We start from the raw sequence: 7,850 nt of genomic DNA on the forward strand, positions 1-7,850 counted from the left end.
ATATTCCGATGCCTTAAATAGAGAAGTAAGAATAGGAAACTAGGAGGAATTATTATATGAATGGGAATACTGCAAAAAACATAGAATTTCAAGTTGATAATACTGCAGTAAAAAATGAGAAATATCTGGATCCTAAAAAGTGGCATAAACAGGATACTACCTGGGCATTGAGTCTATTTGGAACAGCAATTGGAGCAGGAGTCCTCTTCTTACCTATTAATGCAGGTTCAGGTGGTTTATTATCATTGCTGTTAATTACTATACTTGCATATCCTGTTATGTATTACTCACATAGGGCGCTTGCTAAAATGATATACGCTTCTAATTCTGCCGAAGAGGGGATTACAGGTACAATAAGAGAGTATTTCGGAAATAAAGCAAGTATCATTTTTAACATTGTATATTTCGTCTCAATTTATACGATCGTGCTTATGTATTCGGTTGCACTTACAAATACTGCAAGTAGTTTTATTGTGCATCAATTGCACATGCCAGAGCCTCCAAGAGCTATTTTATCACTTGTATTAGTTCTTGGTCTTATCGCTATATTGAATTTTGGTCAAGATATTACTGTAAAGATCATGAGTATGCTAGTGTATCCTTTCATAGCTTCTCTACTGTTTATCGCAATATCTTTAATTCCACAGTGGAATACGTCAATGCTTAGCTTTTCAGCTGTTTCTACTGCTTCAACAGGAACAGGATATTTGGGAACGATATTGATGATTCTACCAATCATCGTATTCTCGTTTAACCATTCTCCTATGATTTCGTCATTCGTTATGAAACAGAGAGCTACGTATGGAATAGACGCTACTGATGCCAAGTGTGCTCAAATACAAAAAGTTTGTTATATCATGACATTCGCTGTTGTTATGTTCTTTGTTTGGAGCAGTACTTTAAGTTTGACTCCAGATGATCTTAAGGTGGCAAAAGAACAGAACTTGTCAATCCTATCATATCTTGCTAATGAGCTTAATTCGCCAGTAATCACTATTGCAGCTCCAATCATTGCGTTTATGGCTATTACAAAGTCTTTCCTTGGCCATTATATAGGAGCGTATGAGGTAATGCGTGACATGATTATCAAGTCCGGTAAAAAACGTGGGAAAGATTTAGGAGAGAAAACAGTTAAGACAATGATTCTTACTTTTGTCGTATTAACATGCTGGTATGTTGCTTATACCAATCCAAGTATTCTTGGAATCATTGATGCCCTTAGCGGTCCGTTAGTTGCGGCTATCTTATGTCTATTACCAATGTATGCAATTCATAAAGTGCCTGTACTAGCTAAATATAGAGGGAAGATGAGCAATGTATTTGTTATTGTTATAGGTATCCTTACTGTCCTAGCAAGTATTAGGTCATTATTCTAATTCACTAGAATTAATTCTGATGCAAAAATAGTGACATATAAAAAAAGATGGAAAAATTCCTAGATGAACTGAATTTTATATTGTTGAATCAAAGAAATTATATTTTTGGACAAACTTCTCACCTTAGAAAGTTTGTCCTTTTCTAATTATATGCTTAACTTCTATTTCAGCAATTATTTTTTTAGCGCTTACAAAGATTATAATTCAAGCATATTAGGGCTGCTAGCCAAATAAGAATCTAAGGGCGTTTAATATTTTAACGCTTCTAGGGTTATGGTCCATTATAATTAAGTTAAAAATTCTCCAGTGAAGCAAAATGAAAAAATAGAGACTTTTATAGTAATGAAATTCATTTTTTGTTTTGAGCTCAACCGGTTTTGTTAGCTTGATAGTGTTGCGTTTGTACTACAAAAATAAGCTTCGTGAAAGTGCAAGAAAAAAAGGAAGTGAAAAATATGGCTAAATTTACTGAAGAGCAATTTATATATTTTACAACTAAATCGAAGTAATTGGAGTCTGTAAAAGAGAATTGGGAAACATATTGGTATAAATATAGAAAGCTACAAGACTGGTTGCAAGAACAGCAACTAAGTACTAGTTTTATTAGTTGGGTTGAAGAGAGGATGAAGAAATAGTTCTTAATTTATCCTTTAGAAGTATCCCTTATATCATCATGATGAAAATGTATTTAATTAATAAATAGGGTAAGTGAGGCATCCAGAGGGATGCTTTTTCTCTTGGCATAGAAATCCCCTTGGTGACTATATTTTAAATATAATTAATAAATACGGTACGTGAAGTTTTATAATATGTGTAGAGATGAGATTACATTTAATACAATTAGGGAAGAATGGCATATCAGATGATGGATTAAATACATTTATTTTTATAAAAATGGAGGAGTGTTATGAACGCAGGTTCTAAAGAGTTTAAGCAGACCATAAACGCATTAAGTGCTGCCAACGCATATTTAGATTGCTTAGTACAAACTAAAACGTATCTGCAGTTTCTAATACTTATCATATTTTGTATTATTACTGTTTACATACCTTTTCCATCATTCATGCTTAATTATATAAATGAATTAGATATACTGATGCAATACATAATTAAATCTGTTTATTTTTCTTTTCCTATTTCATTAGTTTTCCTATTTATAATGAGGGATCAAAGGTTTTTGTTTTCTAAAAAAATCACTTTCCAGCAACTAAAAATTTCTTTTTTCTGTGCTTTCATTATTTATGCTATTATGTTGTTATTTTTAGCCGTACTAATATCTTTTACAACATTCAAAGGAACATCTAATCCTATTGGGAATGAAGGGATTACTAATATGCTTCACAAAACACCTGGGATTGCAATTCAATTAATCGGAGAGAACATTATGTTTGTATCTATATTGTTCTTTTGGCATAAGATCATACGCTCTTTCATAATAAGCCCCATATCTTCAATTACAGCCTCTTTAATATTGTCTGGAAGCTCATTTGGGTTACTCCATCTTTCTACGTATAACTATAATTGGGTACAATGTTTAACTATCATTGGGATACCAGCTATCGCTCAAATGATTTTCTTTTTAATATTTAAAAATATTCATATGGGATACATACTTCACTTCAATTACAATTTAATCATTATACTTTTTAGCTATATAGCTTCTATTTAAAGTAATTTACCACTGAAAATAAAAGAAAAGGTACCCCTGCTGCAAGGTACCTTTTCTAAGGGGTATAACTCATTAGCTAAGCGGCCGTTGGTCAAGTATACCGCCTAGACTATTACATGAGTTATGTTTTTATTATACATTGATCATATCAAAAATATTATCATTAGTGAAATTAACTTCTATTATTTTTTAATTTTAAAGCTGCCACCATAATAATAATTTTCTCCAAGTTTCATAACAGCTACATATGATCCTGGTTCATAAACTGATGTAATAGGTGTTACAAATCTACCATAATTTTGCTCAGTACCAGTATCATAAATTGTTTTATATCTTTGCATATTTACTACTTCATTCTCACCTTCACTTAATCGATATATCTTTACAATACCTTTATCTTTACCGCCTGTATAAATTTTAATGTCCAAATTATCTCCATGCTTTAAATCACCAACAGCTAATTCTTGTAAGAAGTCTGCATTATGATGAAGTAAAAAATAGTTTTGCCATTGCCAGTCATCGAAAGCCGATGATGCTTTCTGTATAAATTGAGATTCAGCAGAAGCAGGTGTAATGCTTCCTGCAGTATAGGAAAATACACTTCCTCCAATAGTTAATGCTCCAATAATAGCTACTTTTCCTAAAAGTTTCATTTTTAAGCCTCCTAGTTTATTAAGAACTATAAAATCTTACTCATGAAAAACAGCTGTCAAATCATTAGATGGTAATATTTTCTATGTAAATTTTAACATATACAGATTTTCCCGCCAATCAATCGATAAAAATATAATTTTTAACATGTATTTCATGTTTATCCTGAACTGAAAAATCACCTTTTAAAAGAACGTTAGTTCGTATATAATAAGATAAGAACTAACGTTCTTTTAAAGGAGATGTATTATGGAATGCTGGTGGTATACACAGATGTAGTCAACTAGAAACTATCTTACAACAAGTAAAAAATGCTACAAATTATTAAGTTCGTGTAAAACTCATTAAAAAATCACATAGATTCGATAACAAATAGCCTTTGTGCACTGAAGGGTTCTATTAAATTTTTATAAAACTACACGCCAACGTATCTTACATGCTTGAAAAAACACTCTAAATATTTCTTCATTGTATAATAAACAGAAAAAGGGTTTGTAATGATTTAATTGTATGATAATAAATATAAATATTTAGGAGGTGTAATATGAAACAACCTTTCCTCATTGGAATAAGTTTTAGTGACTATAAAACTATACAAAAAGAGGCTATAGTTACAATTGAAGAAATGAGTGGATTTAATAAGGAAAGTAACACATTTAAATATCCTTTTGGCTTGGGAGAATTGTTTTTTATTACTTCAGATAGTGTAAAAATTATTTGGAATGAGGTTTCACTTTCATGTTATATCGAAAGAGGCGATACTACTTCATTTTTAGAAAAAATGCTAGAGTATTACAATAAATTAGCAAAAAGTTATTTACATAATCCATCCTATGAGTGGAGTCAGGAAAATTATAATCAATATTTAGTAAGTAAACATGAAATTGTAGTTGAATCCATATTAGAATATGAATACGAACGAATTAAAAAAGAAGAGATCACTACGTAAATTTTCCATAATATTACACTTTAGTGACAACGAAAAAAGCGAAAGAATAAACAATCAAATGTTTTTCTTTCGCTTTTTCGTTAATTTTATCTACATTACCTTTCAAGACAACAATTTACTATTTCCTCAATTGTAAATATACATCGATTATGTAAAGGGACAGTAGTAATCACTTTTTTATAAAATTTAATTATTTTTTGTTAACTGTGATTGTGAATTGTACAAATGATATATTTACTATTCGAAACTTCATACAAAACACACATTAACTCCACTAGATACACAAACTAGAAATATATAATTCAAATATTATTATTAACACCGAACATTCAAACATATTAATATTATGTAATATGGAAGTTACGCTATATTAGAAGAGAACAAATAAGGGAGAGAAGTTACTATGACAAGTTTTGCGAATCAGCATGTAGAGAATACGATTTTAGAAGAGGATGTAGAGCTTTTAAAAGTTATGGCACACCCAATGCGTTTAAAATTGATCAGTGAGCTTTCTAAACATAAAACACTAAATGTAACCCAAATGACCGAGATTTTAAACATTCCACAATCAACAGTTTCCCAACACTTATCTAAAATGAGAGGGAAGGTTATAAGAGGAAATCGTCAGGGATTAGAAATTTACTATAGCATCGAAAACCAAAAAGCTAAAGATATTATGGGGTTATTAGGACCGCTACAATAAAATATTAGGTCTACCATTTAAGAGTTACTTATATAGAATACAATGCCCTCCTTAATGTAGGAGGGCTCTTATTATTGAATTTTTCGCTAAATGTATTTAAGATGTGAATTTCACGATGAAAACTTTTTAATAAATAGCATCTATATACTTATTAGTATGGGGATTTTCCCATTGGATTCCTTTTGCTTATCTTGCCAACTTTTCAATGATTGGAGCTTTAGCAGATAATTCACCACTTGCCATATTACTCATAAAGGATGCACCATAAATAGTAACGGTATCCCCAACTTGAATATCCTCAAGCACTTCAGAAGAAACTACAGCAGTAACAGACCGGCCTTCACTAGAAATTTGGACAGCTTCCTTCGTTTTATTGATTACACTTCCAGTGTGCATTTTATATTGTTTTTTTAACACATTTTCCTCATTTTCTTTTTGAACAATTGCATATTTAGCTATAGCTGGCTCACCTGGTATTGAGCCTATAAAAATAGGAGCATAAATGGTAACGGTATCCCCAATCTGAATATCTTTAAGTACCTCAGGGGAAGAAACGATAGCGTATATACTTGATTTTTTACCAGAAACCACCAATCCATTTTCTGTTTTTTCAATTACTTTACCTGGACGCTTTTGATGCTGATTTAGAAGAGTATTAGTATTTGTATAGTCATTTTCTTTTAATTCACTATTCATCTCTCTAGACAACATATCCGTTTTAGCAGTAAGTTGAACAGCTTCAACACGTGTTATCACTCTATTTGGTTGCCAGCCGTTATCAGTACCAGCGGAAATTTTTAAGTCAATTAAAATATTGGCATACTTTTCTCCCCAGTGTCCTTTTAAATCTTCAAATTTACTTTGGCCATTATGATGTGTTGTACTTTGTAGTTTATAAGCATTTACTAGCATGGTAGCCATAGCAGCACGTGTAACTTTTCCGGATGGATTGAAGATTCCATTCCCTTCACCTTTAACAATACCAGCTTTTTCAGCTGCAGCAATATACGGAGTAGCCCAATGGTTTTGGGTATCTGTAAAAGAAGGTTTGGCTGTTGTATCAATTTTTATCCCTAAGGCTTTTGTTATAATTGTTGCGGCGGAAGCTCGATCTAACGTAGCGTTTGAGCCAAAGGTACCATCTGGTAAACCTGATATAGCTTGTTTCTCCAATAAATAATTAACAGATTGCTCTGCCCACTTTGGAACATCAGGAAACTTTTGAGTATCCGCAAAAATACTAGAAGAATAGGATAATATAGCCCCCGCAAGAAGACCTGTTGTAATTAATTTGCGCTTCATAAAAATATACACCTCTACCAATCTATTGTATTACCAAATTGAGATTTTTTATTTTTATATTTATATGTTTGTGGTGATGCTGACATATATTCAATTTGGTGTAACGATTATAGTTACTTATATGCATAAGTGTCAATGAATAACTTTACTAAAAATGTTTAATATTAACATAAAAAATTAATATAAATTAATTTTATTTACTAAAAATTAATAATTTGTTGACGCATTAATATATACTTAACTATAATTAATAAATATTAATTGAGATTGATTTTCAAGTTTGTTTACTAGTTTAACAAGTATACAAAAACTAACTTGAATTTAATTAAAAAAGTTGAATATAAACTTATATTTGTTCATTGACACTTATATACAGGTAGCTAAAATCGTTGAACCAAATGTATGTTATGCTTAAAAATTTTTAAAATATACATATTGATAGAAAACCTTTTCTCTATATACTTTGTTGGATAAAGAACCATTATTTATGCAACTCCTTATATATATATATATTGTCCATTAACAATATAGTTAATTATTCAATAAGCTCATCAACATTTATTGCAATTTTTTATTATTATTTCTTAATAAAGGAATAATATAAATTAAATGCATGAAAATGGATAGAAATTAAGATTTAGAAGGAGAATATTTTATGAAATCCAAGTTAATTGCTACAGGAATTATTGCAGGAAGTCTACTATCCTACTCATCTAATATATTTGCAGATACCAAGAAATTCCCTGATGTTCCAAAGTGGGCAGAGCAATCCGTTAATTACTTAGTGGATAAACAAGTTTTAATTGGTTATCCAGATGGAAATTTTGGTTCACATGATTCATTAGACAGAGCTTCCGCCACGAAAATTATGACAAAAGTATTAGGTATACAAATTGACTTCGATGCAAAACCATCCTTTACAGATACCCAAAACCATTGGGCTACTCCGTATATTGCTGCAGCTGAAAAAGCTGGTATTGTTAAAGGTGAAGGGAATGGAATCTTCAATCCATCCGGAAAAGTTACACGTGCTGCTATGGCTACCATGCTAGTAAATGCTTATAAACTACAAAGTACAACACATCATAATGGCCAAAGTAAATTTGAAGATTTAAAAGGACACTGGGGAGAAAAGTATGCCAATATTTTAATTGACTTAAAAATTTCCGCTGGTACTGATAACGGCTGGCAACCAAATAG

6 protein-coding genes and 2 pseudogenes are annotated in these 7,850 nt (G+C 31.0%); 6 read left to right on the forward strand and 2 right to left on the reverse strand.

Annotation, left to right across the window (positions count from 1 at the left end; all coding sequences use genetic code 11):
* The first annotated feature begins 56 nt into the window (after positions 1–56).
* The 3 genes and pseudogenes from MKX31_RS27920 (at position 57) to MKX31_RS27930 (ending at position 3,045) form a co-directional block, all read left to right on the forward strand.
* On the forward strand, positions 57–1,376 hold the full coding sequence (locus MKX31_RS27920; protein WP_098625564.1) for an aromatic amino acid transport family protein: 1,320 nt from the start codon (positions 57–59) through the stop codon (positions 1,374–1,376).
* A 455-nt stretch (positions 1,377–1,831) separates the two neighbouring features.
* Positions 1,832–2,011: pseudogene (locus MKX31_RS27925) on the forward strand (hypothetical protein).
* 272 nt (positions 2,012–2,283) lie between these two features.
* Positions 2,284–3,045: a hypothetical protein gene (locus tag MKX31_RS27930; protein WP_262787723.1), complete on the forward strand. Its 762-nt coding sequence runs from the start codon at positions 2,284–2,286 to the stop codon at positions 3,043–3,045.
* Between the two features lie 182 nt (positions 3,046–3,227).
* On the opposite strand, the gene MKX31_RS27935 is transcribed toward MKX31_RS27930, so the two are convergent.
* Positions 3,228–3,698, reverse strand: a complete 471-nt coding sequence (locus MKX31_RS27935) for a DUF5065 family protein (RefSeq protein WP_098103549.1) — start codon at positions 3,696–3,698, stop codon at positions 3,228–3,230.
* A gap of 542 nt (positions 3,699–4,240) precedes the next feature.
* Here MKX31_RS27935 and MKX31_RS27940 point away from each other — a divergent pair.
* Both MKX31_RS27940 and MKX31_RS27945 read left to right on the forward strand, forming a co-directional pair.
* Positions 4,241–4,645 carry a hypothetical protein gene (locus tag MKX31_RS27940; RefSeq protein ID WP_222655539.1) on the forward strand — a complete coding sequence of 135 codons (405 nt, stop codon included), beginning with the start codon at positions 4,241–4,243 and terminating at the stop codon, positions 4,643–4,645.
* A 403-nt stretch (positions 4,646–5,048) separates the two neighbouring features.
* A complete protein-coding gene (locus MKX31_RS27945) occupies positions 5,049–5,348 on the forward strand; it encodes an ArsR/SmtB family transcription factor (RefSeq protein WP_340981797.1) in 300 nt (99 codons plus the stop codon).
* Positions 5,349–5,540: 192 nt separating this feature from the next.
* On the opposite strand, the pseudogene MKX31_RS27950 reads toward MKX31_RS27945, so the two are convergent.
* A pseudogene (locus MKX31_RS27950) lies at positions 5,541–6,650 on the reverse strand (S-layer homology domain-containing protein); the annotation flags it as partial.
* Positions 6,651–7,305: 655 nt separating this feature from the next.
* Between MKX31_RS27950 and MKX31_RS27955 the strand changes: the two are divergent.
* A partial coding sequence (locus tag MKX31_RS27955) for an S-layer homology domain-containing protein (RefSeq protein WP_340981798.1) occupies positions 7,306–7,850 on the forward strand: 545 nt, incomplete at its 3' end.

Source organism: Bacillus sp. FSL M8-0063 (assembly GCF_038005545.1).
Lineage (GTDB): Bacteria > Bacillota > Bacilli > Bacillales > Bacillaceae_G > Bacillus_A > Bacillus_A wiedmannii.